This window comes from Tardiphaga sp. 37S4, from assembly GCF_021044645.1.
In the GTDB taxonomy this organism is placed as follows: Bacteria; Pseudomonadota; Alphaproteobacteria; order Rhizobiales; family Xanthobacteraceae; genus Tardiphaga; species Tardiphaga robiniae.
Genome location: NZ_CP088008.1, coordinates 3,690,131 through 3,714,587 on the forward strand (window position 1 = coordinate 3,690,131; position 24,457 = coordinate 3,714,587).

At 60.3% G+C, this 24,457-nt stretch carries 22 protein-coding genes; 3 read left to right on the forward strand and 19 right to left on the reverse strand.

Going from position 1 to position 24,457, the window contains the following annotated elements:
- Positions 1–49: 49 nt before the first annotated feature.
- A complete protein-coding gene (locus tag LPB73_RS17635) occupies positions 50–688 on the reverse strand; it encodes a 2-hydroxychromene-2-carboxylate isomerase (RefSeq protein WP_089267591.1) in 639 nt (212 codons plus the stop codon).
- A gap of 183 nt (positions 689–871) precedes the next feature.
- On the opposite strand from LPB73_RS17635, the gene LPB73_RS17640 reads away from it, so the two are divergent.
- Positions 872–1,399 (forward strand): winged helix-turn-helix transcriptional regulator, encoded by a 528-nt coding sequence (locus LPB73_RS17640; protein ID WP_231077700.1) that lies wholly within the window; start codon positions 872–874, stop codon positions 1,397–1,399.
- A gap of 47 nt (positions 1,400–1,446) precedes the next feature.
- Here LPB73_RS17640 and LPB73_RS17645 read toward each other — a convergent pair whose 3' ends face one another.
- The 6 genes from LPB73_RS17645 to LPB73_RS17670 form a co-directional block, all read right to left on the reverse strand.
- On the reverse strand, positions 1,447–2,646 hold the full coding sequence (locus LPB73_RS17645; protein WP_231077701.1) for an ABC transporter substrate-binding protein: 1,200 nt from the start codon (positions 2,644–2,646) through the stop codon (positions 1,447–1,449).
- Positions 2,647–3,206: 560 nt separating this feature from the next.
- A complete protein-coding gene (locus tag LPB73_RS17650) occupies positions 3,207–4,190 on the reverse strand; it encodes a Bug family tripartite tricarboxylate transporter substrate binding protein (RefSeq protein WP_231077702.1) in 984 nt (327 codons plus the stop codon).
- Positions 4,191–4,348: 158 nt separating this feature from the next.
- Complete coding sequence (locus LPB73_RS17655; RefSeq protein ID WP_176454722.1) at positions 4,349–4,993, reverse strand: glutathione S-transferase family protein; 645 nt, start codon at positions 4,991–4,993, stop codon at positions 4,349–4,351.
- Positions 4,993–5,733: an SDR family NAD(P)-dependent oxidoreductase gene (locus tag LPB73_RS17660; protein WP_089267535.1), complete on the reverse strand. Its 741-nt coding sequence runs from the start codon at positions 5,731–5,733 to the stop codon at positions 4,993–4,995. Before LPB73_RS17660 ends, LPB73_RS17655 begins: the two co-directional genes overlap by 1 nt.
- 1 nt (position 5,734) lies before the next feature.
- Positions 5,735–6,943 (reverse strand): CaiB/BaiF CoA transferase family protein, encoded by a 1,209-nt coding sequence (locus LPB73_RS17665; RefSeq protein ID WP_089267593.1) that lies wholly within the window; start codon positions 6,941–6,943, stop codon positions 5,735–5,737.
- A 126-nt stretch (positions 6,944–7,069) separates the two neighbouring features.
- Complete coding sequence (locus LPB73_RS17670) at positions 7,070–7,936, reverse strand: helix-turn-helix domain-containing protein (protein ID WP_231077703.1); 867 nt, start codon at positions 7,934–7,936, stop codon at positions 7,070–7,072.
- A gap of 293 nt (positions 7,937–8,229) precedes the next feature.
- Between LPB73_RS17670 and LPB73_RS17675 the strand changes: the two genes are divergently transcribed.
- Positions 8,230–9,054, forward strand: a complete 825-nt coding sequence (locus tag LPB73_RS17675; RefSeq protein WP_231077704.1) for an enoyl-CoA hydratase-related protein — start codon at positions 8,230–8,232, stop codon at positions 9,052–9,054.
- A gap of 619 nt (positions 9,055–9,673) precedes the next feature.
- Here the strand turns inward: LPB73_RS17675 and LPB73_RS17680 are convergent.
- Positions 9,674–10,885, reverse strand: a complete 1,212-nt coding sequence (locus tag LPB73_RS17680; protein WP_120288896.1) for an MFS transporter — start codon at positions 10,883–10,885, stop codon at positions 9,674–9,676.
- 101 nt (positions 10,886–10,986) lie between these two features.
- Between LPB73_RS17680 and LPB73_RS17685 the strand changes: the two genes are divergently transcribed.
- Complete coding sequence (locus LPB73_RS17685; protein WP_120288895.1) at positions 10,987–11,877, forward strand: LysR family transcriptional regulator; 891 nt, start codon at positions 10,987–10,989, stop codon at positions 11,875–11,877.
- Positions 11,878–12,186: 309 nt separating this feature from the next.
- On the opposite strand, the gene LPB73_RS17690 is transcribed toward LPB73_RS17685, so the two are convergent.
- The 11 genes from LPB73_RS17690 to LPB73_RS17740 form a co-directional block, all read right to left on the reverse strand.
- Entirely contained in the window at positions 12,187–13,560 is a 1,374-nt protein-coding gene (locus LPB73_RS17690) for an amidase (RefSeq protein ID WP_120289253.1), read from the reverse strand.
- Entirely contained in the window at positions 13,557–14,657 is a 1,101-nt protein-coding gene (locus LPB73_RS17695; RefSeq protein ID WP_120288894.1) for a ring-opening amidohydrolase, read from the reverse strand. The genes LPB73_RS17690 and LPB73_RS17695 overlap by 4 nt, the downstream gene beginning before the upstream one ends.
- A gap of 27 nt (positions 14,658–14,684) precedes the next feature.
- Positions 14,685–15,608 (reverse strand): ABC transporter permease, encoded by a 924-nt coding sequence (locus LPB73_RS17700; protein ID WP_231077705.1) that lies wholly within the window; start codon positions 15,606–15,608, stop codon positions 14,685–14,687.
- Between the two features lie 2 nt (positions 15,609–15,610).
- Positions 15,611–16,717: an ABC transporter permease gene (locus LPB73_RS17705; protein WP_175368233.1), complete on the reverse strand. Its 1,107-nt coding sequence runs from the start codon at positions 16,715–16,717 to the stop codon at positions 15,611–15,613.
- Positions 16,714–18,228 carry an ABC transporter ATP-binding protein gene (locus tag LPB73_RS17710; protein ID WP_175368232.1) on the reverse strand — a complete coding sequence of 505 codons (1,515 nt, stop codon included), beginning with the start codon at positions 18,226–18,228 and terminating at the stop codon, positions 16,714–16,716. The genes LPB73_RS17705 and LPB73_RS17710 overlap by 4 nt, the downstream gene beginning before the upstream one ends.
- Before the next feature lie 23 nt (positions 18,229–18,251).
- Positions 18,252–19,289: a BMP family protein gene (locus LPB73_RS17715; protein WP_231077706.1), complete on the reverse strand. Its 1,038-nt coding sequence runs from the start codon at positions 19,287–19,289 to the stop codon at positions 18,252–18,254.
- Positions 19,290–19,440: 151 nt separating this feature from the next.
- Positions 19,441–20,235 carry an IclR family transcriptional regulator gene (locus LPB73_RS17720; protein ID WP_120288889.1) on the reverse strand — a complete coding sequence of 265 codons (795 nt, stop codon included), beginning with the start codon at positions 20,233–20,235 and terminating at the stop codon, positions 19,441–19,443.
- A 75-nt stretch (positions 20,236–20,310) separates the two neighbouring features.
- Positions 20,311–21,837: an NAD(P)-binding domain-containing protein gene (locus tag LPB73_RS17725; RefSeq protein WP_158596779.1), complete on the reverse strand. Its 1,527-nt coding sequence runs from the start codon at positions 21,835–21,837 to the stop codon at positions 20,311–20,313.
- 49 nt (positions 21,838–21,886) lie between these two features.
- Positions 21,887–22,444, reverse strand: coding sequence for an ABC transporter permease (locus LPB73_RS17730; protein ID WP_199712054.1), 558 nt, complete (start codon positions 22,442–22,444; stop codon positions 21,887–21,889).
- 200 nt (positions 22,445–22,644) lie between these two features.
- On the reverse strand, positions 22,645–23,490 hold the full coding sequence (locus tag LPB73_RS17735; RefSeq protein WP_210269251.1) for an ABC transporter ATP-binding protein: 846 nt from the start codon (positions 23,488–23,490) through the stop codon (positions 22,645–22,647).
- Complete coding sequence (locus LPB73_RS17740) at positions 23,490–24,452, reverse strand: ABC transporter substrate-binding protein (protein WP_231077707.1); 963 nt, start codon at positions 24,450–24,452, stop codon at positions 23,490–23,492. Before LPB73_RS17740 ends, LPB73_RS17735 begins: the two co-directional genes overlap by 1 nt.
- Positions 24,453–24,457: the final 5 nt, after the last annotated feature.

The following is a 24,457-nucleotide window of genomic DNA, read 5'->3' on the forward strand; positions in this document are numbered from 1 at the left end:
CGGAAATGAGCTGCTTCATCGCAGCTTCTAGATCGTATGGTCGGGTAACCTAGGCCGTCCTCGTTTTCAGGACAGAAGCCTGCTCCACGATCGCCTCTTCCACATCCCTGAGACTGTCCTTGCCAAAGAACATCTCGTTGCCGACGAAGAAGGTCGGCGACCCGAACGATCCGCGCGCTACCGCGTCATTCGTGTCCTTGATCAGTTTCTGCTTGACGTCGTCCTGCTGCGCACGCGCGATGAGCCTGTCGATGTCGATGCCCGACTCCTTGAAAGCCGCCACGAATACCGCCGGATCGTCCATCTTCTTCGGCTCTTCCCACATGTGACGATAGGCAGCCCTGAAATACGGATCGAACAGACCTTCGAACTTTGCCGCAACGGCGCCGCGCATGAGCATGAGCGTGTTGACCGGGAAGAACGGATTGTTCTTGAACTTCGTAATGCCGTGCCGCCGGATGAAGCGCTCGGATTCGAGCCTCTGATATTCAGGTTTGTTCTTGATCCCGCGCAACGACTCGGCTGGCGACATGTTGCCGGTGGCTTTGTAGATCCCGCCCAACAACACCGGGATATATTCGAATTTGACGCCGGTGCGCTGCTCGATTCCCGAAAGGGCAGCTTCCGCGAGATATGCGTTCGGGCTGCCGAAATCGAAATGGAATTCCGGCTGTGGTCGATCGGTCAACGGCGCCTCCTCTTTGATCTTGGCGGGCGGGATCAAACTTCCGCCGCGACGTGGACGCTAAGGTTCTATTTTAGAACTGTCAACGCAGAAACAGGCTTTGGAAACTGGAATCCCGAGATGCGTATTGTTTTGAGGTACGTACCAAAATAGAATGGGATGAATACCCAGGTCCGGAGACGCTGAATGAAATGGGATGCACTTGAGGAGGAGCCGTGCTCGCTGGCCCGCACCGTCGCGGTGATTGGCGACCGCTGGACGCTTATGATTTTGCGCGAATGCTTCCTGCGCAAGCGCCGGTTTGACGCCTTCCAGACTTCGCTGGGAATTACACGGCACCTTCTGGCCGACAGGCTCAAGAAACTCGTACGCTTTGGCGTGCTCCGGCGTATTCCCTACATGGATGCACCCAAGCGGTACGAATATATCCTGACGCAAAAGGGACTGGACCTCTATCCGATCATCATGTCGGTCGTTCATTGGGGTAATGTGCACATGGTCGACTCCCGCGGCCGGCCGATGCTTCATGAGCACAAGTTGTGCGGCAAGCACTTCGATCCGCTCATGATCTGTTCCGAATGCGGCGAGCCGGTGCTTGCCAAGGAGGTCCACGTCCATCCAGGACCTGGCGCTCGCGAAGCTGTAGCCCCCAAGCCCCACATTTCAAAGGCCCGCACAACCAAAGCCAATACGAGCAAGGCCAGTCGCGCGTAAAGTGCCAGGTCCGTGCCGAAGTCGGCGCGGACCTGGTGGCGACCTCATCATTCCGAAGTCGCATCAAGAAGACCGCCGAACTGCTCCCAGGAAGTTCCACTCCAGCGCTGCAGCTGAAGCTGGGTATAGGCCATGCTGTTCTGTGGTCCGGTATTGATGGTAATTCCCGGCATCAAGGTCGGCAGGGATAGATCTCGAATATTGCGCGCCTGCTTTACAATATTCTCGCGGGAATAATCGCCAGCGCACTGTTTGAGAATCTGCTCCAATATCTGGCCCTGCTCCGTGCCGTACACATAATTTGCATCACCGATGTCGGCGCCGGGCAGATATTGCGCGAAGTGAGACTTGTACCATTGGATGCCGGCATCATTCTCCCATTTCTTGTCGCTTGGGTCCTTTGCGATGGTCGCCGCGACAATGCCGATTGCCTTTTCGGGCCCCGCCGGCACGATTGTCGAAGCGACCGAGCTCGAAACATAGTTGATCAGGAACAGCGGCTTCCAGCCAATGTCGAACGCTTTCTTGATAGCCTGCGCGGCGAATTTCGGCGTGCCGGCAACAAGGAATGCTCCGGCGCCTGATGCTTTCAGATTCACGACATGCGTATCGACGGTCGGCTCGCTCAGTTCGTAGGCGGACGCCACGACTTTCTTGTCGAAGCTGTCCTTCAAATATCCCTTGAACGCAGCGAGGAAGTCCTTCCCCAAATCGTCATTCTGGTAGAGCAGCGCGATCTTCGCATCCGGCAGCGTCTTCGTGATGTATTTCGCGTAAATCTTCCCCTCGGTGTCGTAGCTCGGCAGGCCGGTCGTCGTCATCGGGAATTCTTTGAAATTCGTGAACTTGTTGACACCGCTCACCACAAACAAATGGGGCACTTTCTTCAAGTTTACGTATTTGATGGTGGCCGCGATTCCCGGAGTGCCCAGCGGACTGAACATGAAGGCAACTTCATCGCTTTCCACCAGCTTACGCGTCTGCTCGACCGTTTTTGGCGGACTATAGGCGTCATCATAGGTAATGAGATTGATCTTCTTGCCGCCAATGCCACCGCGATCGTTGATCGAGTTGACATAGGCAATGAGCCCCTTGCCGGTATTGCTCAGCGGCGACGCCGGGCCGCTGAACGGAAAGGTTGCACCGATCTTGATTTCGGTATCCGTGACACCGACAGTCTCGGCTCGCGCCTGCAGTCCGAACAGCATCACTGCCATTGCAACGCCAACAAACATTCTTCTCATCATCGTCTGCTCCCTCCTGTACCGCAAGCTTGACTGCCTGCCATTTGAAATTCTCGAATGAGGAGTTCCCCCGGCGCTGCTGCACGAGAAACAGCACTGCTGCGCAGGAATCTGTCGATGACCGCGAGCTGACGTCCCGATCGACGGCCATCTCCGCCGCGCCGTAGCTCGTCAGGGCAGAGACCGGCCAACCCCGGCGCCGCTGCGTCGTTCAAACCGGGCGGCCCTCGAAATGAATTTGGCTGAATCGATCTATCCGATGGGCCGTTGACGCACGATCCCATCGGGTCCGATCATCGCGCCACGCCGCGCCGCGCGCGGCACGCGCCGCCATCGGCATCACAGCCGACCTTCGCAGCCTTGCGAGCAATCCAGACCGTCAACGCTGTCGTGATCCGACGCATCATACCCTCCCCTTGCTCACCGCGATTTTAGCGGCGGCATGCAATCATTTGATCGCAATTATTGGTCAGCGACCTTGGTGATCAAGGTCAGTTCTTTTAAAGAACTTGTCAATCGCAAAATGACCGCCGCGCAAGTGGCGAGCTGACGCGACGTCGCCGCTAGGTTTTTCGATCTGCAATCGCTTGCATTGCAAGCTCGATCCAGACTGGCGCTTCCCGCGCATAGAGCTCGCGCGTCGCCTGCATCGACATCGGTCCTTCATCGATTCCAAACGTCTGGAACATCGTCCTGACCCTTTCGGTCTGCGCCGCCCGCATGATGAGATCCGACAGGCGTTCGACAATGGCCGTTGGCGTACCGGTGGGCACCGCGCAGCATTGATAGGTCAGCAGACCGAACAGCGGCGAATCCGCCCCCTGCTCGGCAAACGTCCTGACTTCCGGAAAGGTCGTGAGCCGCTTGCGCGGCACAGCGACGACTGCACCCGACCCGCTCTGCAGGACCGGCTGCGCGCCGACGATCGTACCGACACCGCCGTCGACCGTCTGTGCCAGCATATCGGTGAACATCAGTGCCTCACCACGGTAGTGGATCGGCTCGATGTTCAGGCCATATTGCTTGTTGAGCGCGAGGATCGTGAGGTGCGGAGGTGAGCCGACCCCGAACGTTCCGAGCGTCATGCGCCCCGTCGCGCGTGCATGACGAACGACGCCGTCGAGGTCGGTGATGCCCAGCTGCTTGCGCATGATGAGCGGCAGTCCACCCGTCGGCATCGCCGAAACCAGCTGAAAATCCTTATCCGTGTCGTAGGCAAGATCTTTGACCAGCACGCGGTTCACGGTCATCGCGCCAGACGTATTGAACAGGATGGTATAGCCGTCCGGCGCTGCCCGCTTGACCTCGGCCCCGGCAATCGAACCGAGCGCGCCGGTCTTGTTCTCGACGATCACTGGCACGCCGGTCTGGCTTCCGATGAACTCGGCATACATCCGCGCATAGACGTCGGTCTGTCCGCCCGGGGCGAAGCCGACGACGATCCTGATCGGCCGCTGCGGCCAGGTGTCCGCCGCCGATCGTGCGATCGACGGGACTGCAACGGTGGACGCCGTTGCGGCCAAGAAAGACCGGCGCGTTATTTTCATTCTTCATCCTCCCTCTGATAGGCGTCGTCATTTTCCGTCCGCGTCATTGAGGCCTGTTTGGCTGCGGATCGTCGTCTTGAGACCGGCGCAATTTCGCTTACGCGCGGCCAGCGTCGCCGGTGTTACGGCTGCAACGCCGCCCGGTCTTGTCGGAGCGATCAGCCCGGCTTGTTGGCCGCCGAGGCATCCCGATAGGCGGGGCGATTCAGCACACGGTCGAGATAGGGCGTCGCGCTGTCGCAGATCGCTACCTGATAATCGATGGCCCAGGTCAGACACGTGGTCAGCAGGATGTCTGCGGTGGTGAACTGTTCACCCAGGAGATATTCCCGCCCGTCGGACAGCGCCGCATCGACGTGCTTCAACTGCTTCCTGAAATACTCCGCAGCCTGGGCGACAACGCCCGGTGCATCACCATAGATGTGAGACAGTCCCTTGATCTGCCCATGCCGCCTCATGACGTACAGGCTCGTGGAATCCAGCTCGGTGACGATGAAGAAACACCATTCGAGCCACTTCGCGTAAGTCTCGGAGTCTTTCGGAATGAGGGAGGCGGCCTGGTCGGGATAGGTCTTGGCTAGATAGGCGATGATCGCAGCGCTCTCGCCGATGACGAGCGTGTGGTCCTGCAACAGCGGCACCTTTTGCCGGGGATTGAGGGCCGTATATTCCGGCGTTTCGGTCTCCCCCGTCCGCGGCAGGATCGGCTTTCGGGTATAGGGAAGCTTCAATTCATGAAGCGCCCAGTGAGGTCGGATGGTCCGGCTGGTGCCAACGCCCCACAACACGAGTTCCGGGTTCATCACCATTTCTCCGCAGCCGGCCGAAGATCGAGCTCATGCGTCCATCCGTCTCGCTTCTGCGCATGGGCGAACCAATAGGCTTCCGCAATCGACGCCGTCGTGGTGAGGCTGTCGGGCTGACGGGCGGCAGGATCCAAGCCACGGCTCCTCATCCGCTCATGGATCGCCTCACTGTCGACGCCGGCATCGATCAGCAGGTGCACGACGTGGATGTTCTTCGGTCCGAGCTCTCGCGCCATGGCCTGCGCAACGGCCCGCAGACCGAATTTCGCTGCCGAGAAAGCGGCAAAGCCGCTGCCGCCGCGCATGCTGGCCGTCGCGCCGGTGAACAGCATCGTGCCGGCGCCGCGCGGCACCATATGCTTCGCTGCCTCACGTCCCACCAGGAAGCCGGCATAGCAGGCTAGTTCCCAGGCCTTGAAGAACAGCTTCCCGGTCGTTTCGAGCAGTGGCTTCTGCACATTGGATCCGGCATTGAACAGGCACACCGCGATGGGGCCCATCTCATCTTCCACCGTCTGGAACAGCCGCTGCACCTCCTCCTCGTTTCGGGCGTCGATCGATCTGGCGTGGACATCGTGGCCCTGCGCGCGCAGCTCCTCGACCAGGCCCGCAGACTTTTCAGCATCGCGCCGCGCGATACAGATCGCGTATCCCCCCTGTGCAAATCGCCGCGCGACGGCCGCACCAATTGCATCCCCCGCTCCCACCAGGAGCGCCACCTGCTTCTTGTCAGTCATGTCAACGTCCCTCGCCTTCAATTCGGACGACCTTCGACAGGGTCATCTCGGTGATTGCCGCATCGTCGAAGCCAAGATCACGCAGGATCTCCCGACTATGCTCGCCAATGCGTGGTGCCGGCCCGCCGATGGCCGCCGGGCGCTCTTCGAACCGGGCCGCCGGTTTCGGCTGACGGACGCGGCCGACGGACGGCTGCTCCAACTCTTGGATGATGCCGCGCGCCACCACCTGCTCGTTGGCGACGATCTCGCTACGGCGCAGCACCGGTGCACATGGCACGTCCGCGGCGTCCAGCCTGGCAAGCCATTCGGCCGTGGTCCGGGTGGCGATGTATTCCTGCATCTTGTTGATGCGCGCGGTGGCATTGACCGAGCGCCCCGCAGGCGTCGCGAACCTCTCGTCCTTGACGAGCTCAGGGTCGTCGGTGGCGCGGCAGAAGCCCTGCCACTCGGAATCCGAGATCGTGCCTGCGGTGATATAGCCGTCCACGGTCTTGAAGATCAGATCGGGGCGATCATTAGGATCCGGCGACGAGGCCTCCGCGCCGACGACGGTGTGTTGCATCATGCCTTCGGGCCACAAGAACGACAGCATGGCGTCCAGCATCGCGACCCGAATGTGATCGCCGCGTCCAGTCTTCTCGCGCGCATAGAGCGCCGAGGACACGGCCTGTGCCGTCAGCACAGCCGTCGTCTTGTCTGCGACGATGGTCCGTATCATCTGGGGTCGGTTGGTGCCGGCCTGCGACTGGATGTCGGCGAAACCCGACAGCCCCTGGACGATCGGATCGTAGACGCGTTTCTTGGCGTATGGCCCGGTTTCACCGACCCCGCTGATCGATACGTAGATGAGGCGCGGAAATTGGGCCCGGAGTTCGTCGGCTCCCAACCCGAGACGCTCCATCGTCCCCGGGCGAAAGTTCTGCACGAGGACATCGGACTGGGCGACGAGCTTCTTGACGATCCGCGCACCGGCTTCGCTTTTAATATCGAGCGAGATCGAGCGCTTGCCGCGGTTGGACGAGATGAACAGCGCCGAGAACTGCCCGGCCTTGTCGATGGCAGCCCGGCTGCGGCGCGTGATGTCACCGCCCAGCGGCTCGATCTTGATGACCTCAGCGCCTTGGTCCGCCAAGAACATGGTTGCAAATGGACCCGACACGACGCTGGTCAGATCAAGTACGCGAACTCCCAAAAGAGGCCCTGGCATGCGTTCCATTCCCACTGCATTCGGCGCACGACGCACCGTTGAGCGGATCTGTTAGAAGAACGCGGGCGACCAGGCTTGCCAGATAGTGCCGGATCTACGTGAAAGCGACATTGCTTTCCGACTTTGCTAATGCCGCACCGCGGCGCGAAAGCCCGACGGACAAAGACCAGTGTGCTGTTTGAATTTCGTCGTGAAATGTTGCGAATGGCTGAAGCCAACTGCAAGGCCAATTTCCGTCAGCGAACACTTCTCACTAATAAGAAGGTATTTGGCGCGCTCAATGCGCCGACCGATGACATACTGATGCGGGGTATCGCCGGTACTTTCGGAAAATGCCCTAATGAAATGTCGAGTGCTCAATCCGACCAGCGAAGCCATCTCCATCAATCCGATCGACCGACCGAGGTTTTCCTCGACGAACTCGGAGATCCTTTTAAGATTGCACTGGGTGAGACCGCCTCGGTTACCAAGCGGCGTCTTGGTGCCGCTCATCCGCTTTAGAACAGCGAGTGTCTGGGTTGCCCACCCCTCTGCCATCATCGCATAGACATCGTCGTCATGATGCGGCTCGCTGCACAGTTCTTCCAGTCCGAAGGCGATTGCCGGGTTATCGAAGCCCAGTCTCGGCGCTGCCGCAAAGCTCGGAAGTCGTTCCGATATGAACGTCTGGTCGAAGAACACGACTGTATAATCCGACCTTGCCGATGTGACGGTGAATTCGCCATCGATCTCCAAGCCAGCCGGATAGACGGCCAAGTTGCCAGCAAGTTGCTGGTCGAACGACTTACCATCCATCTTGCCGCGCAGCTTCCGCGCACCCCTCCTATAGAAGAAGAGCGCTAGTTCTGGCTGCTTGAAATGCCATTGAACCTGCTTCGACACGTCCCTGCGGAAGCTTTCAATCCGGATTACGGGCGTGCGGACGACGGTGTTAGACAGCACGCGACCGCCGACGATCCTGATGAATTCTCCATTCTCGGATACATTGCTCATGCGACTATCTCCCCTGCGCGTCGATGCACAACTCGCTCGGCAACCGCAACGCCTGGATGGCTCGAGATGAGGATGCTGTTTCCACGCGACCGGGCACAACATCGCTCCGTCGGAAGTCCATCGGACTTCACGGACAGACCGCGCATCTATTTCCTCCCGACGGTCATTCAGCTGACCGTCTTTGACAATCGGCTCAAGCGGAGACGATCCTGCCTTGCAGCCTCTTGCTCGAAGACTATAGTTCTATTTTAGAACTGTCAATTTTCAAACAGTGCACGACGGGGAGACTCTTCATGACGACCTTGACGCCGGTTTCGGTCGAAACGGGAACGGACGAATTGCTTTGTCATATCGACCGTCGGGTCGCCGTGATCACGCTCAATCGCCCGGCGGCCCGCAATGCGCTGTCGGACAAACTCACACCCGCCCTGCGCCGGATGATCGCATACTGCTCGACCGACAATGGCGTACGCGCGGTGCTGATCACCGGCGCCGGCGAGGCTTTCTGCGCGGGTGGCGATGTGAAAGGCATGGGCGACCGCGGCAGCACAGACGAACTAACCTTTGGTCAGAAAGTAACGCGTCTGATCGAACGTCAACGCACTTTGACCGGCGCGCTGTTCGAGATGCGGAAGCCGACCGTCGCGGCCCTTCCCGGTGCGGCTGCAGGCGCAGGCCTCTCGCTCGCATTGGCCTGCGATATCCGCATCGCAGCGGAGCAAGCATTCGTCAGTACGGCCTATGCCAGAATCGGGCTGAGCGGCGACTACGGCATCGCCTGGCTACTCACGCGAACGGTGGGAGCCGCCCGCGCAAGAGAACTGATGTTGTTGTCCGACAGAGTCGATGCACAACGCTGCGAAACTATGGGATTATTCAATCGGATCGTGGCCGCCGACAGGCTTGCCGAAGAAGCGTTCATGATCGCGTTGAGATTGGCAAATGGACCCACGGAAGCCTATAGCGCCATGAAAGATAACCTGGACGAGGTGCAACACCTCGGCTTCGCCGCATCTTTAGACAAGGAGGCCGAGCGGCTGGTCCGCTCCGCGCGGACCGAGGAGCATCGCGAAGCCGTCAGAGCATTCGTCGAAAAGCGTCCAGCGGTGTTTCGGTGAGCGCAGATGGCAGACAATACGCGTTGCCTTAGATGCCGTTTCCAGATGTCTTTGGATCGACACTGCAAATACGACGACGGGGTCGAGGTGAGGGTCTACCTATGCAAGGTCTGCACGTATATTCACGTCGAGACCGCAAAACTCGACGACGCTCATAACTGGCACGGCGTGCACTACGTCATTTGACGCCGACCACTTTTCGTTCACCTGTTCACCGCTCTTCCACATCTAACTGTACACCACCGCGAGTTCGACACTGATACCGAGGATGTGCGACGATGTAGACCTACACCAGAGCCGCGACCGACGTCGCGAGCAATGAAGTATGGGTCCAGCTTACAATCGCCAAGAATTAATCGCACGGCAGGCTATCGCTAGTTGAAACCAACGTGTTGATGCTGTGCGGCCATCCGAGCGGCAACCATGCTACGAGGGAGATTTCGTGGGTCAACGATGTCCGCTTTGCGCCATGAACTGCCCTCGCTCGGTTTTCAAGGATCTTGGCACCCTGGCGGGAGTCACTGCGGTATCTCAGCGATGGCATAACAATGCGCAGGTCAGACATGTTAAATCCCGACCTGATGCGACAGGTCGGGAGCCGTTTTCAAGGCTGCGCCATTCATCCCGTTTGCCGCGGTCGCATTTGTCGCGTGCGGACATAGACGTGGACACCGGCCGCAAATAGCGCGAGCGCAGCACCGAACATGCTCACGGCAATCCAGCCTCCCTCGTTCCAGGCGATCGTCGCACCGGCCGATCCCAGCGATCCGCCGAGAAACATGCCAGTCATGAAAATCGTGTTGATTCTTCCGCGCGCCTGAGGATGAAGCCCGAAGACCACGTGCTGATTGGAGATCAATGCACTCGTCACGCCGAAATCGAGAACGACGACGCCGACGATCAGCCCAAACAGGCTGCTCCAGAAGCCGAAGATGAACCACGAGGCGACCGTGATCGCGATTCCGACACCGGCGACCACGTGCGGACCGCGACGATCTGCAAGCCGGCCGGCCATCGGGGCCGCAAAGACGCCGACGGCACCGACAATCCCGAAGAGACCCGCGACATCCGCGCCGAGCGCGAGATGTGGCTCGCGCAGGTGCAGGGCGAGGATGGTCCAGAAGACCGTGAACGACGCGAACAGAGCGGCTTGCACAATGGTCGCCGAACGAAGCGTTGGCTCGGAACTCCACAGCTTGACCATGGACTTCATGGCGTCGCCATACGGCATCGCCACGTAGGGATTGTTACGAGGAAGAGCGGTCGCCATCGTAGTTCCGGCAACGATGGCCAGAGGAGCCCCCAACCAGAACATGTCGCGCCATCCTGCATGGCTTGCGACGAAGCCTGCCAATGTGCGGCTGAACAACAACCCGCACAACAATCCTGACATGATCGTGCCGACGGTCTGGCCGCGCCGCTCCGGCGACGCCAGAGAGGCCGCAAACGGAATTATCTGCTGCGCGACGGTCGACGTCATTCCGACCACCAGGGACGCCGCGACCAGGGCCCAGGCGGTCGGCGCCAGGGCGGCGAGTGCGAGCGCAACGGCCAGCAAACCAAATTGCACGATGATGAGTCGTCGCCGATCCATCATGTCGCCCAGCGGCACGAGGAGAAACAGCCCGGCGGCATAGCCGATCTGGGTGGCCGTCGGGATTAGCTCCGCAGCGCTCTGGCCGGGGAATGCGGCCTGAATCACCCCGAGCATCGGCTGATTGTAGTAGATGTTGGCCACCGCGATGCCGGTCGCGGTGGCCATGACGAAGGCCAGAGGGCGCCCGAACGGTCGAGCGACGGTCTCGACGGAGGGCGTTGCAAGTTCGGACATCGGAAACCCTTTTGAATGCGTTGCTGAGCCACAACTAGCGTTGCATCGATTTCCGCGGTAGTGTCCCCAATCGATAAGCCGTCATATCGGATTAAGATACAATGGACACCGACGCCGTCGCCGTACTGGTCGATGCAGCCTTGGCGGGAAGTCTTGCGGGGGCCGCTCGCCGACTGCAAATCTCTCCCATGGTGGCGACACGCCGGCTGGCCGCTCTCGAAAAGGATCTCGGCGTCCGGCTGTTTCACCGGACGACGCGTTCGATGTCGCTAACACCGGAGGGCGAAGCGTTCCTGCCCTACGCGCAGGCGCTCGTCGAAGGCGAACTCGCTGCACGCGCCAATCTTCGGGCCGCCAGGGAAGGCGTCTCCGGAACGCTGCGGGTAAACACCTCGACGGCCTTCGGACGAAAGCTCATCGCCCCCATCGTTCCGCGCTTGCTAAAGACCCACCCTTCACTTCGGATCGATCTGGAGCTGACCGACGACGTCGTGGACATCACGGGGACAGGAATGGACCTGGCGATCCGATTTACGGAGCCCAGAGAGAATAGCCTGGTGGCCCGCCCAATCGGAATCAGCCCCCGCGTGTTGGTGGCGGCGCCCAGCTACATCGAAGCATTCGGACGGCCTCGCACCGCCGCGGATTTGAAGCACCACGCATGCCTGTCGCTGTCCGCGATGAACCGCTGGCCGCTCCGGATCGATGGCCGCGAGCGGCAGGTGGCCCTCAACGTGCGCCTGACCGCCACCGCCGACGCCCTGCACGATGCCTGTGTGCACGGCGCAGGGATCACGCTTCTTTCTCATTGGAACGTCCGCGAGAACTTGCGGGACGGCACGCTCGTTCGCCTCGAACTCGACGACGCCAGCGCGGGCGATCACACCATCTGGGTCGTCTACCCGAGCGCAAAACTCGTGCTGCCGAAGGTCCGCATGTTCATCGCAGAACTCGAAAGTATACTTGGGGTGGAATACGCGGGACGGCGGTAGAGATCCGCAGAGTGCTACATCCGCATGCAACCCTTATCCGCCAGTATGGTCTGCATAACTGCACATTTGATCCAATGATGAGCTTAGCTCACGCAAAAGCTTTTACGCGTGTGTCCGCTTTGCGCCAAAAGCAGACAAGCGTTACTTGCGCCAACGAACGCACGCGCCGGAGGGTGTCATCAAAGAGTTCGACGCTTGACTGCCGTGCCGTTTTTTGTTCACTCCAACAACATGATGAATCAACCCGCGCACGCCGGTGCGTGACTGTCGACGCATCGCGTCCATAGCTTCAAATTTGCGGATCGCAGCTCAGCTTATGTTCTGGATATCCGCCACTATATCGGATGATAAGATCGCCGCGACACGAAACACGAGTGCGTCAGCGCCACACGCACCGCAGAGCTGTATGCCGATCGGCATCCCGTCATCTGCTGGATCGCCGGGGATAGAGATGGCCGGAAGGCCCAGGGCATTGGCGAACGCCGTGAAAACGGCATGCCCGCGAGGTCCCACCGGTCGCCCGTCAATCATAGCAGGATGCGACAAGCCGATCGGCCAGGGCTGTGCAGCTGCCGTCGGCAACAACAGAACATCAAAGCGCGCGAACAATGCGATGAATTCATGCTCCACATCGGCGACCGTCTGAAGCAGGTTCAAGTAATCCCGCGCCGTATGCAGACGACCGCGCTCCGACATCGCGGCGACACCGGCACCGACGTCGCCATCCCGATCAGGATACCGATCTAGTAGCCAAGCGACGCCGGTTTCGCTGAGCGTCGGCCAGATCGCGCCGATTGGTTCAGCCAGAACGAAATGGTCAAGTCGCTCCACGTGATGACCTTGTTCGGCAAAAGCTTTAGCAGCCGCTGCGACACTACGGGCGATAGTCGGATCGACCGGCGCATCGGAGAATGTCGGGATGTAAGCAATGCGCAACGGTCTCGAAGTGGCTTCCGGAGCGATCGACTCAGTACCCGCGATGATATCAAGCATGATCTTTACATCGCGGAGGCTCCGGCCGATCGGTCCGGCAACTTCGAAATCGTGCAGGATCGCAGGCAACCCATGCGCGCGTGGCACCAACCCGCGTGACGGCTTGAAGCCGACGAGCCCGGTGTGACCTGCAGGACGCCGGATCGAACCGCCGCCATCGGTGCACAGAGCCAGCGGCCCAATACCCGCAGCGACAGCTCCAACTGCACCACCACTCGAACCACCTGGTGTCAGGTCGGGATTCCACGGATTGCGCGTCGCGCCGAACAGCGCGTTGTCAGTGATCCCCTGCACGGTGAATTCCGGCACGTTTGTTTTCCCGAGAATAATTGCGCCGGCGTCGCGCAGTCTTGCGACAGGTGTTTCGTCGCGCGTCGGGACGTGATCGGCAAAGAGCCGGCTGCCCCAGGTCGTCCGTAGCCCGGCGACATGGATGTTGTCCTTGATGGTAATCGGAACACCATCGAGGGCACTTTTGGATGCACCGGCGCGCCACCGCGCCGTGCTTTGTGCCGCCGCGATCCTGGCACCGTCGCGATCCAGCGTCACGACGGCGTTGATGCGCGGATTGACCTCGTCGTGGCGGGCGAGGATAGACTCCACTGCGTCACTCGGTGTTGCGATCCGCGCCGCAAAAGCCTGATTCAGCTGAGCTGCGGTCAGTGTCCAGAGCGGAGCGGTGCTGCTCATATCCGGACGATCGCCGCGATCGGCGCTTCGCCCGGTGCGCATTGATGCTCTGTTCCGCCCGACACGAAGATTGCGGTATCAGATGTCACTGATGCGATGACAGCGCCCAAGGCGGCGCGCGCGTGCCGCTCATAGTTGATGTCGGCATCCGACAGCATGGTGTTGCGATGGCCCCTGATCTTGCCCGTCGGGCTGGCCTCTGCTTTCGCGAAGATCGCCGCAATCCGGGATGTCTCATCCTCCGTCGGCTCTGCCGACAGCGACAGCCCCGCACTGGCCAGCGCGCGGCGAACGCCGCTGGCGTCGATCGCGTCTTTCAGGATTGCATGGCCCATGCGGCACGGGCTGGTTGCCTGACTTGAATTGCCAAACAGCAGAATCTCGCAGCTGATGAGCTCGCCGCCTGCCGATGTGGAAGCAACTGCCGAATAAACATCGAGATCGCCAGCGATCCGTGTTGTGTCGAACGTCTCCTGCGTGATCTCGCCGAGACCCAGGGCTACCCCCAGCGCCATCGCACCGCGCGCAAATGCCTTCGAGCCGTTCGGATCGCGCGTCGCGGTGGCGACGCCGCGCCGGTCCGCATCCGCGATGCCGGCCGGAGTCAAAAGCGGCCCCTTCACCTGGACGTAGTGCACATCATCAAGGTTGTTAATGCCGGCCTCCACCAAAGCCTCCCGAACGGCATCGGCGACAGCAGATGCATGCCGCTTGGTCCCGATCTCCTCCGGCGCGATCGTACCTGTCATGGTGATGCCGATCGCCAACCGCTTGGTGCCGTCCGGCGTGCCCTGTGCCGGCGTTCTTGTCAGGATGGTCGCGTGAGGCGACAGCACGCCCTCGGTGCCACCGGACCAAACGAATGCGATGCGCTTGCCTACGTCCTCAGGCGAAATAGCAAGGTTCTTGGCGAGCAGCAATTGATAGGACAGCGTGGCGAAACCGCGGGTAAAATCATTGGCGCCGCCATTGCCTTCTGTTTTTCCGATCAATGCGACGATCGTCGCAGGATCGATCGTGCCGGCATCGATCAGCGCAGCTAGCCCCGAAACGTCACTCGGGGAAGCCATATCGACCTTGTGAACGTTGATATGCATAGGGACTCCATCGGATCAGCGTGTGTATTAATGTCGGATGAAGGGAACACCGATCGCCGCCGGTAGGCGGGCGGATCGACTCACGCCAGCGAGCAATGCGAGCGCGAGGCAATAAGGCATCATCTGCATCACGTAGGAACTGACCGGCAAGCCCCAGCTTTGGGCGCGCAGTTCCAGCGCGGACACGAAGCCGAAGATCAGACATCCAGCGATGGCACCGACCGGTGTCCAGCGGCCGACCATGATGGCAGCAAGCGCTATGAAACCGCGACCGTTCGTCATGCCGTCCGTGAAGCTGCCGACCTCCTGAAGAGCAAGCACGGCCCCGCCCAGCCCTGCCAAAGCGCCCCCCGCGACGATAGCGATCATGCGGATGCGGATCGGATCATAACCGGCCGCGAATGCGGCTTCCGGATTTTCACCAACCGCCCGCAATGTCAGCCCTGCCCGCGTCTTGGTCAGAAACAGTGTCAACGGAACAACGAGTAGGAACGCCAGATAGACAATCGCAGACTGTCGAAACAGGACAGGTCCCATGACTGGAATCTCCGAGAGCCAGGGCAACGGCCATGTGCCCGGGGGCGTCAGTCGGATTACGGGAGCACGTCCGCCGAACAGTCCGCGCAGCAAGAAACTGGACAAGCCCAGAACCAGCACGTTTACAGCGAGGCCTGTCACCATCTGGTCGGCGCGGCAGCGCGCCGTTGCGAAAGCGAGCAGGCTTCCCGTCGCTGCACCGCCCAGTGCGGCAAGGGCAAAACCGAGGGCGCCGTTGCCGAACACAAATGCCGAGATCGCGCCTGTGAATGCTCCGGCAAGCATCATGCCCTCGATGCCGACGGCGAATGTGCCGGCCTTTTCGCTCAACAACCCGCCCAGAGCGGCAAACAATAGCGGTGTCGAAATCCGGATGGTGGCAGCGGCGAGATCCGCAATCATCATGAGATCCATGGTCACACCTTGCTTCGCTCGCCGCGCAATCCGAGCGCGCACAGCACGAACACCATCGTCAGTCCCTGAATGACGAAGACAAGCGATGACGGCACGCCGACCTCACGCTGCATGGCGAGCGCACCCGCTTCCAGAAATCCAATGAACAATCCGGCGGGCAGAACGGCCAGGGGATTGAGCGAGGCCAGCAATGCTACGCCCACGGCGTTGAAACCGAATCCTGCCGAGAATCCCTCGATCAATCGATAATGCACACCGAGCACTTCGACACCGCCGGCCAATCCCGCCAAGCCGCCGGCGGTCAGCATCACGCGCATGGTCTGCCTGATACTGGAAATACCGACATAACGTGCGGCATCCCGGCTGGCTCCCATGATCCGCAGGCGAAAACCAAATGTCGTGCGCCAGAACAGGATATGACAAGCAACGGTCGCGATCACTGCCAAAACGATGCCGATATGCAGATCAGTACCGGCCACCAGCTTCGGCAACCAGATGGCCCGCGGCAGCAACGGTGACTGCGGAAATCCGGCTCCCGGTTCGCCCAGTTTCCCATGCAACATTTCGCTGACAAGAAGGACGCCGACGAAATTCAGCAACAGCGTGCATAGAACCTCATGAACGCCGCGCTTGAGGCTGACGAAGGCGGCAAGCCCAGACCACGCAGCGCCGCATACAACACCCGCAAGCAGCGCAAGCGGCATCAGCAATAGGCCGGGCAACGCCAGGCCGCTCAGCGCGACCGCCGTAGCGCCGATACCGCCGACCGCGATCTGCCCTTCGGCGCCGATATTGATGACATTGGCGCGAAAGCACAGTGCAACGCCAAGACCGGCGAGAATATACGGCGTACTCTTGTTGAAGCCGAATGCGATGCGGTCGATCGAGCCGAATGCTCCCTTTAATAGCGCGGCATAGGCAAGCAGCGGATTTTTGCCGGAGATCAGGATCAGCACCGCAGTTACGAGCAGCGCCAGCGCCACCGCCAGGGTCGCGCGTGTCGCCGTACCTGCCAGCAAACGCCGCAGTACGCTGGCAGCTTTCATGAACGTGACCTTCCGCGGTGGAGGCTCATTGTTCACCGTGTCGATATTAGAGAGGATGGTCATGCCGCGGCGCCATGGATCAAGCTGTCGTCCCCTGCCATCATCAGTCCGATCTGCGTCAGGTCTACAGTGTCGCGGTCGATCGGGATTGACAGCCGCCCCCCCTGCATCACCGCGATGCGGTCGCCGAGCGTCATCACTTCTTCCAGAGACGATGAGATATAGATGATTGCGCCGCCAGCGGCCCGCAGCGCCAAGATCTGCTCGATAACGAAATGTGTGGCGCCGGGATCCAGCCCCCAGACCGGCTGGTGCGCGATCATGACTGCAGGATGTCGGCCGATCTCCCGCGCCAGCACGATCTTCTGCTGATTGCCGCCCGACAACGTCCGCGCGGCGATGTCAGGGCCCGAGGCCTTGATCGCGAAACGCTGTGACATCTCCCGGGCGCGTTCCGCAAAGTAGCTACGTGCCAGGTATCCACCCCGGGACAGCGGCGGCTTGTCGAAATCGCGCAACGCCAGATTGTCGGAGACGCTCATTCCGGTGACCAGCGACATCGTGGCTCGATCGACGGGAATATAGGCCATCCCCAATTCTGTCCGCTCGCCGACGCTTGCCAGCGTGATATCGTGACCGTCGAGGTCGATACCGCCTGCCGTCGGAAGCCGCAGGCCCGCCAGACATTCAGCCAGTTCAGTCTGTCCGTTGCCGTCGATCCCTGCGATCGCGAGAATTTCTCCGGCACGCAACGAGAATGAAATCGGAGCCAGACGTTCCACTCCACGCTCGGTTAGCGCCATCTGTCCGACATGCAAAACGTTGCGGCCCGCGGCGGTAGCTTCGCGCGCGATGGGTGGCGGCATGTCCCGACCCACCATCATCCGTGCCAGACCGGCGCGTGTTGCACCTTCCACCCGGCATGTTCCAGCAACTGCACCATCGCGCAGCACTACGACTTCACTGCAGATCGCGATCACTTCGTCGAGCTTGTGCGAGATGAAGACGATGGCCCGACCCTGGTCACGCAACCGAGCCATGATGCCCAATAGTCCTTCGACTTCCGGCGGGCTGAGGTTGGACGTCGGCTCATCCAGGATCAGCAGATCCGCGCCGCGCAGAATCGCCTTGACGATCTCGACGCGTTGCCGCCGGCCGTGCGGCAGGTCGCCGATCATCGCGTCGGGGTCGATGTCGAGCCCGTAAGTCGCACTCTCCTGCCTGATACGGCTGGCCGTCTCGCGCGGCGACAGCCATGGACTCGAGCCAGGAGCACCGAGCATGACGTTTTCAGTCACGCTCATCGCTTCCACCAGCGTGAAGTGCTGATGGATCATGCCGAGGCCAGCAGCCATCGCCTGCGCGGGGCCATGCCCAGAGAGCGGCTTGTCCTTGAAGCGGATCGTCCCGGCATCTGCGCTGACGACACCGAACAGCAGCTTCATCAATGTACTTTTGCCGGAGCCGTTCTCGCCGAGTAGCCCAACGATCTGGCCCGCCGCGACATCGAGATCAATGCCGCGGTTGGCCTGCACAGTGCCATAGGCTTTCTTGATGCCGCGCATCTCAAGCATGGGCATCAATCCATAGCCAAGGGTCAGATTCCTCCGTGCGCGTCTTCGCGGTTGACAGCGATCTTGAGCGACCCGTCCTTGAACTTTCCTTTCAACGCGTCCAGTTCGTTAGCCACGCTCGCAGGCACGGCGGGATTCAACGGCTGTGTCGCATTGTAGGCAAGCTCGGCACCAGTGCTGCCGGGCGTGTTCAGGCCGTAGAGCACGTATTTTCCACCGACTCCGCCGGACTTAGCCTGCTCCTGCGCCGTCTGCGAATACATGTCGGACCATTTTTCGACGATGTTGGTCAGCACGGCATCTGGTGCGATCTCGCTGTGACCGAACGAACGTCCGTTGGCGTAAACTCCCTTTTCCTTGGCGGCCTGAATGATGCCGGTCTGGCCCGCATTCAACTTTCCGCTGATGAAGTCGGCTCCGCCTGCGATCAGCGACAATGCAGCCTCTTTGGCTTCGGCCGCGTCTTCCATGCTTTTGATGTAGATGACCTTAACCTCGATGTCGGGGCGCACGCTCTTGGCACCCTTGCGGAAACCGCCGACTTGCGCGACCACGTTCGGCAACCCTTCGAGGCTGTTCACCGAACCGATCTTGCCGGTCTTGCTCATGCGCGCGGCCAGCACGCCCATCATGAAGCCGAACTGCGTGTTGTCGTAGTCTATTGAGGTCACGTTAGTCCCGGCGCCGGCTGAGCCCGAACCGACAATGAACAGCGTCTTCGGGAAATCGGGACCGATACGCTCCATCGCCGATAGGAACCGGCCGGTGTGACCGACCACAACCTTGTAATCCTTGCGCGCATAATCGCGCAGCGCCTCGACCATGTCGGCGACCTGCACGTTTTCGGTATAGGCTACGTCCCAGCCGACAGCCTTGAGCTTCTCGGCACCCTGGTAGCCCTGCGCGTTCCAGCTCTGGTCGTTGATGCTGCCAGGCAGCAGGAAAGCAGCCTTTTCGGCCGCACCAGCCGGTCCGGCAAAAATGGCGGCACACAATCCAAACAGGCCAACAAACGCAGTGCGCGAACGGCTTGTCGGCGAATCCTTGGTCAGAACACTCATGGCAGCTCCTTGCACAGGCGGTACATGACCTCACCAAGCAAGACTGGCACCACAACTGGCCCGCGCGATCGTCAATGCAATCCTATTCCACGTGGTGAGATGGCCGACCGAAGATCGCCAGCCTTCTCCAAGGCCTCGGCCCGCTACGGGCCTAGCGTACCGCCGGCCGACCGCTCCAGGCCGTCGTGATATCTCCAGCCAGGGAGGCGATCATGCTTCCCAGTTGAGCAACTTGCTGAAGTTTGAGGCGTTCGATAGGGGCCGCCATCGACAGCGCCGCAACGGGCCGGCGATACTCATCGGAAATCGCCGCAGCCAGGCATCGTAGCCCTAACGTGTTTTCCTGGTTGTCGACGGCATAACCGTCGCGCCGGATCGACTCGAATTCCTGCCGCAGAGCATTCTGCGAGAGCAGCGTATGCGGCGTGAGCGGGACGAGCGTATTCTGCTCCAGGCACGACTGAACCTCGCGCTCGGGCATCATGGAGAGCAGCGCCTTGCCGATACTGGATCCATGAGCCGGGATCCTAACGCGCGCCTCTGGAACGTAGCTACGGCGCGTTCGCGGCTCGACTCGATAGAGAAAGGTCACGTGACCGTCTTCCAGCAATCCGAGATTGATGGTCTCGCCGCACAGGACCGACGCCTGCTGCATGAAAGGCTGCGCTAGTGCGACAATATCGCGTGACGCGGCGTAGTTGGCGCCTACATTGAGCGCCGAACGCCCAATCATCCAACGGCCCGTTCGCCGTTCAAAACGAACGAAACCACGTTCCTGTAACGTTGTCAGAAGACGATGCCCCGTCGAGGGCGATAGCGATAGCTGCCGAGCGACGTCAGCAAGCGTCGCACCATCATGGCTGCCCGCAACCGCTTGCAGGATCGCCAGTGCACGATCGACCGAGCGAACGCCTGATGTCTGTCCAGTTTCGGGGTCTTGCGCCACGGGTCTCTCCGGTTGATGTCCGGCGTTTACGCGCCGACGCTACCATACCAGAAGTCAAGCCTGCACGATAAGTCCTCAGGTATCCAATGCGGCCAGGTCGCGCGTCTGCCAGCTCTGCAGGCCTTCGAGATAGAGCGCACTGTCCTGCTTGAAGAAATAGCTCTCCACACAGCCGGCCAGCCGGGCCATCCCGAAGCGAATACCGGACAGGCCGATCGTCTGCGTGCCCATCGACAACTGCGCGCCACGTGAGAAATTGAACACTTGGTCATGCCAGCTCCGCATACCGCCCGGCTTCGGGCAGAACGTGAAATCCGGGTTCAGCCAGGGCGCGAGTTCGAGGCCATTGCCAGGCAGGTCTGCTGGCGGCGTGTACATATCGCGCCACAGCGCTATATCGTCGAGTTGATCTTTCAGCGCCGGGACGGCGGACAGATCAAGACGGTAGCCTGTGCCGAGGATCAGGAAATCCGCCTCGTAGGTGCCGCTGGTCGCCGCAACCGTTAGACGATTGCCCTCGTGAGCAATGCTGGTCCAGCTTTCACCGGGATGAATGGCAAGGTTGTCCATCGACTGCGCCCGCTTCAGCGTGGCGATTGGCGGTCCGCTCTTGATCGTGCCGAACGTCTTGGCGAACCGCCATTTCGCCGCCGGCGGCAATTCGACATAATGTGCCAGATAGCCGTTGAATTCACCCCAGGTACCCGGATTGACCGACACCAGCTCTTTCACGCGATGGAACACGTGCACGTCGGCGCCGGCCTCCGCGGCCATGATGGCATTGTCGTATGCAGAGGCGCCGCCGCCGAGCGCCAGAACTTTCTTCCCTTTCAGAGCGGCAAAGTCGATGTCGTCCTGGGTATGCGCATAGAGCGCGCGCGGAATGTCGTCGCCGATCAAACTGGGCAGATTGCGAATTCCATTTCCCTCGATACCCGTGGCCAGCACCAGCGCGCGGGTGAACAAAGTATAGCTCCCCGCCGGTCCCGTAACCTGCGCGGCGATAAGTCCAGACCCGTCGCGGCTGAAACCTTCGAAGCGCGTCTCGTTGCGTACCGGAAGTTCAGCGACCTCACGAAACCACGAAAGATACGCATGCCACGCAGCGGTCGGCACCTTATAGAGCGCCTGCCAGCTGCCGTAGCCGTGCTGCACTTCATACCAGGCCCGAAATGACAGCGAGGGAATGCCGGCCTCAAGACCACCATTGTCCTTGTGGGTTCGCAGCGTCGGCATGCGGGCATATGTACCCCACGGGCCTTCCCTGCCCTTCTGCTCGGCCTCGACGATGAGGATGTTATCGATGTGCGAGCGCTTGAGCACATGAGCAACGCCAAAACCAGCCTGCCCGCCGCCGACCACCAGCACGTCCAGTGCCTGCGTGCCATCCGGGCTGGTGCGCGGCAGACACCAATGCTTGGATGGATAGCGGGCAATATTCATTTCGCGGCGCGCATGGGCGGCCAGCTCACTTATCGTCTTTGGCAGTTGCACCTTGCCGTCCGCAAAGGCGCTTTCGTCGGCATACGGCACCTCGGGCATCCAGCCAGCTACGTCGACGGCCTCCGAATGCTGCGGCGACGTAAACCTATCGTCTTTCACATATTTATTCATAGAAACTCCAAGGCGCCGCGGTCGCGAGATTGACGCATTATCGACCAGCCCAATGGACGAACCGGCGTTCTGTTATGAAGAAAAATAGATTCAGCGTATAACCCAGCAGCCCGGAACAGAAAATCGCCGCATACATCCCCGGCATATTGAACAGCTGCTGCTCCTCGAAGATCCGCAAACCAAGTCCATCGATCGCACCGAGCAGCATCTCCGACGTGATCATCAGCACGAGCGCGAGGGTCGCTCCCATGCGCAGGCCGATGAAAGTTTGCGGCAACGATTCAAGCAGCACTACCAGCATCCGCTGCAACGGCGGCGCACCCATGATCTTCGCAGCAAGCACGCGTGTCTTGCGCGCGTTCATGACGCCATAAGCAACATTAAAAATGATCGCGAGCGATGCGCCGAAAGCGGAGATATAGACTTTTGTGATCTCACCGACGCCGAACAACAGGAGAAACAGCGGAAAGACGGCCGATGCCGGCGTCGAACGAAAAAAATCGATAATGAACTCGACGGAGCGGTAGACGTTTTCCGACGCCCCAAGAATGACGCCGACCGGAACGCCTATCACCGTCGCCAGCGCAATGCCCATACAAGCGCGCTCGACCGTCTTGCCGAAATCGAAGGCCAGCCGGCCCTGTTCGAACAGTCCGGTGTAAACAGCCGAGAACGTCTTGGCCGGCGACGGAAGCAGCACAGGGTCGACGATCTTGAGCGCGACGATGGCCTGCCATATGCCAATGAGGATCACGACTCCAATAAACGGACGCAGCCGATCAAGGGTCTTGCTCTTCATTTTCTGACCTGCTGCTGGAAGATTTCGAGGCAATGCCCCTTAACGCGGTTGAACTCTGGATCCGCCAGTGTCAGCGCATTGCGCGGGCGCGGCACATCCACTATCGGAAAATCGACGACCTTGGCCGGCGCGCGAGACAGCAGCAGGATGCGGTCGGCGAGATAGACGGCCTCGTCGAGATCATGGGAAACGATAATCGTCGTCGTTCCGGTTTCCTGGAACATGCGCTGCATCTGGTCGCGCATGAACAAAGTCATCTCATAGTCGAGGGCGGAGAATGGCTCGTCGAGAAAGAGAATCTCTGGATCGACCACGAGCGCGCGCAAAATCGAGACAAGCTGTTGCTGTCCGCCGGACATCTGATACGGGTACTGTTTCAGATTGATGCGAACATCGAATTTCTTCACTAGCGCATCGACGCGTCTGTTGCGCTCCGCCTTCGGTACTTTCATGAAGCGCAGGGGATAGGCGATGTTGTCCCACGCGCTGATCCACGGGAACAGGGCGTCACGGTAGTTCTGGAAGACATAGCCGAACCGGATCTCATCGATGGTCTGGCCGTCGAACAGAATCTGTCCTTCGTCCACCGGGATCAGGCCGGCAATCATGTTCATCAATGTTGATTTTCCGCAACCGTTTGGGCCGAAGATCGAAACGAACTGCCCGCGCGGCAGATCGAGATCGAACTTCTCATAGATCGTGCGGTCATCGAAACGCTTGGTAAGCCCCCGCACGGTCACGTGCGGGCGCCGGAACTTTGACGGGCGGGTATCGACCGGCGCATCGGGATTGCCCGCGACGGACATCGGTTTCAAAATGGAAGTGCGAGCGTCCGCGCTCATCAGAACTTCACGATGTAACGCCGGACATCGACGGCGCCGGGGATCACACCGATTTTTACCGAGAAATCGATATACTTCTGGAAATTCTCGATATCCGCCTGACTGACATCCGAAATTTTCGAGAACAACACCAACGGCACGTCGTTGACGATCTCGGGTGCAGTCGGCGTGTACTTCAGAAGAGTCTGGCGCGCCTCGGTCGGCTTCTGCTTGATGAAATCGAGCGCCTCGTCCCACGCAGCGACATAGCGCTTTGCGACCTCCGGCCGATCCGCCAGGAACTTCTGCGATAGTGCACCGCCCGCCATATAGGCCTTGGCCTTGCGGTTACCGAGCACGATATCGGCAACGACGCCCGCCTCGACCGTGTAGGCGACATCCTTGGCCCTCATCATGGTGGCATTGGGCTCGAGGGTGAAGGCGCCATCATACTGGCCGGAGGTCAGCACGTTGATGTGCTGGGAGGTGTCGAGCTGATCGAGCTTGTAGTCGCCCTCTTTCAGACCTGCCGCCTGCAGAGCCGCCTTGGCGATTGTCACATTGCCGATGCCCGGCGCCGCGACCAGCTTCTTGCCCTTGAAATCCGCAAGCGACTTGATGTCCACACCCTTGCGGGCAACGAACTGCTCCATGCGGTAGTCGTCGCTTTGTGCGTTCAACGAAATATAGGTGATCGATCCCGGCTTGACGAAGTTGCCTGCCATGCCCTCAACCGCCAGCATGACTGCAGCGGCGTCGATCTGGTTCGCAATCAGCGAGCTTTGCAGATTCGAATTGAGCGGAATCTTAGCGCCTTCGATGTCGATGCCGCGTTTGGCGAAAATACCGGTCTCGACGCCGACGAAATATGGAAGCGCCGTGGTGCCAGTTCCATATCCAACGATGACCTTGTCCGCCGCGAAGGAGGGCGCTGCAAAGCCGGTCGCCGCAAGCAGAGTGGCCAGAAGTATGATTCTTCTCATGTCCG

Bases quoted from the DNA above. Each gene is read 5' to 3' on its own strand.
- LPB73_RS17640 (WP_231077700.1), top strand. From the start codon at position 872: ATGAAATGGGATGCACTTGAGGAGGAGCCGTGCTCGCTGGCCCGCACC.
- LPB73_RS17645 (WP_231077701.1), bottom strand. From the start codon at position 2,646: ATGATGAGAAGAATGTTTGTTGGCGTTGCAATGGCAGTGATGCTGTTC.
- LPB73_RS17650 (WP_231077702.1), bottom strand. From the start codon at position 4,190: ATGAAAATAACGCGCCGGTCTTTCTTGGCCGCAACGGCGTCCACCGTT.
- LPB73_RS17655 (WP_176454722.1), bottom strand. From the start codon at position 4,993: ATGAACCCGGAACTCGTGTTGTGGGGCGTTGGCACCAGCCGGACCATC.
- LPB73_RS17660 (WP_089267535.1), bottom strand. From the start codon at position 5,733: ATGACTGACAAGAAGCAGGTGGCGCTCCTGGTGGGAGCGGGGGATGCA.
- LPB73_RS17665 (WP_089267593.1), bottom strand. From the start codon at position 6,943: ATGCCAGGGCCTCTTTTGGGAGTTCGCGTACTTGATCTGACCAGCGTC.
- LPB73_RS17670 (WP_231077703.1), bottom strand. From the start codon at position 7,936: ATGAGCAATGTATCCGAGAATGGAGAATTCATCAGGATCGTCGGCGGT.
- LPB73_RS17675 (WP_231077704.1), top strand. From the start codon at position 8,230: ATGACGACCTTGACGCCGGTTTCGGTCGAAACGGGAACGGACGAATTG.
- LPB73_RS17680 (WP_120288896.1), bottom strand. From the start codon at position 10,885: ATGTCCGAACTTGCAACGCCCTCCGTCGAGACCGTCGCTCGACCGTTC.
- LPB73_RS17685 (WP_120288895.1), top strand. From the start codon at position 10,987: ATGGACACCGACGCCGTCGCCGTACTGGTCGATGCAGCCTTGGCGGGA.
- LPB73_RS17690 (WP_120289253.1), bottom strand. From the start codon at position 13,560: ATGAGCAGCACCGCTCCGCTCTGGACACTGACCGCAGCTCAGCTGAAT.
- LPB73_RS17695 (WP_120288894.1), bottom strand. From the start codon at position 14,657: ATGCATATCAACGTTCACAAGGTCGATATGGCTTCCCCGAGTGACGTT.
- LPB73_RS17700 (WP_231077705.1), bottom strand. From the start codon at position 15,608: ATGGATCTCATGATGATTGCGGATCTCGCCGCTGCCACCATCCGGATT.
- LPB73_RS17705 (WP_175368233.1), bottom strand. From the start codon at position 16,717: ATGACCATCCTCTCTAATATCGACACGGTGAACAATGAGCCTCCACCG.
- LPB73_RS17710 (WP_175368232.1), bottom strand. From the start codon at position 18,228: ATGCTTGAGATGCGCGGCATCAAGAAAGCCTATGGCACTGTGCAGGCC.
- LPB73_RS17715 (WP_231077706.1), bottom strand. From the start codon at position 19,289: ATGAGTGTTCTGACCAAGGATTCGCCGACAAGCCGTTCGCGCACTGCG.
- LPB73_RS17730 (WP_199712054.1), bottom strand. From the start codon at position 22,444: ATGGGCATTGCGCTGGCGACGGTGATAGGCGTTCCGGTCGGCGTCATT.
- LPB73_RS17735 (WP_210269251.1), bottom strand. From the start codon at position 23,490: ATGAGCGCGGACGCTCGCACTTCCATTTTGAAACCGATGTCCGTCGCG.
- LPB73_RS17740 (WP_231077707.1), bottom strand. From the start codon at position 24,452: ATGAGAAGAATCATACTTCTGGCCACTCTGCTTGCGGCGACCGGCTTT.